Consider the following 777-nt stretch of genomic DNA (forward strand, 5'->3'; position numbering starts at 1 on the left):
TGTCGTAGCTGTACGCGCTGGTGAGCGCCACCTGCTGCGCCACCGTGCTGCTTTGCGTGGGCAGCATGTGTTGCTGGGTGATCTGCGCGATGCGCCCGGCGCTGTCCCAGGTCAGTTGCAGCAGGGCACTGGCGGCCAGCTGGCCCGCGCCGGTGTAGCTGCGCTGCTCGGCCAGCGGCGCGGGGTTGCCGGGGGTCTGCACGAACCCGGGCCATTGCCAGCCGGTGGCCTGGCCCAGCGGGCTCCAGGTGATGCCGGTGACCAGCGGCTGGCCGTTCCACTGCAGCCCGGTGAGCTGGCCAGTGGCGTCGTACTGGTGCACCAGCTGGCGCCCGCTGGGGTAGGTGATGCGGGCGATCTGCCCCGCGCCTGCGCTACTTGAATTGCCCGTCCCGCCTGGCACGTACTGGTAGCCCACGGTGCTGCTGCTGCCGTTGGCCAGGACCTGCGTGCGCGCGGTGATGCGCCCTTGCGCGTCGCGCTGGTAGCGCGTGGTGACGCCCGCGTCCTGGATCTCGCTCAAGGACCCCACGCTGGCGCTCGGACTGCCGCTGGCGTTGTACTCGGGCCCGGGCAGGTCGTAGCGCAGCACGGTGGTGCGGCTCGCGCCGCCCAGGCTGCTCACGATCTGCGTGGGCCGGCCCAGCGCGTCGCGCGTGATGGCGGTGGCACGCCCCAGCGCGTCGGTGAGGCTTTGCGGCAGGCCCAGGCTGTCGTAGGTGCGCGTGAGCGTGCCGCTGTCGGCGCTGGCTTCCTGGCTGGCATTGCCCAGGGCAT

Annotated in this window: 1 pseudogene; it reads right to left on the reverse strand. The window is 72.1% G+C overall.

Going from position 1 to position 777, the window contains the following annotated elements:
- Nucleotides 1-777, reverse strand: a pseudogene (locus AVME950_RS24245) (hypothetical protein); the annotation flags it as partial.

This window comes from Acidovorax sp. SUPP950, from assembly GCF_030158935.1.
GTDB lineage: Bacteria > Pseudomonadota > Gammaproteobacteria > Burkholderiales > Burkholderiaceae_C > Paracidovorax.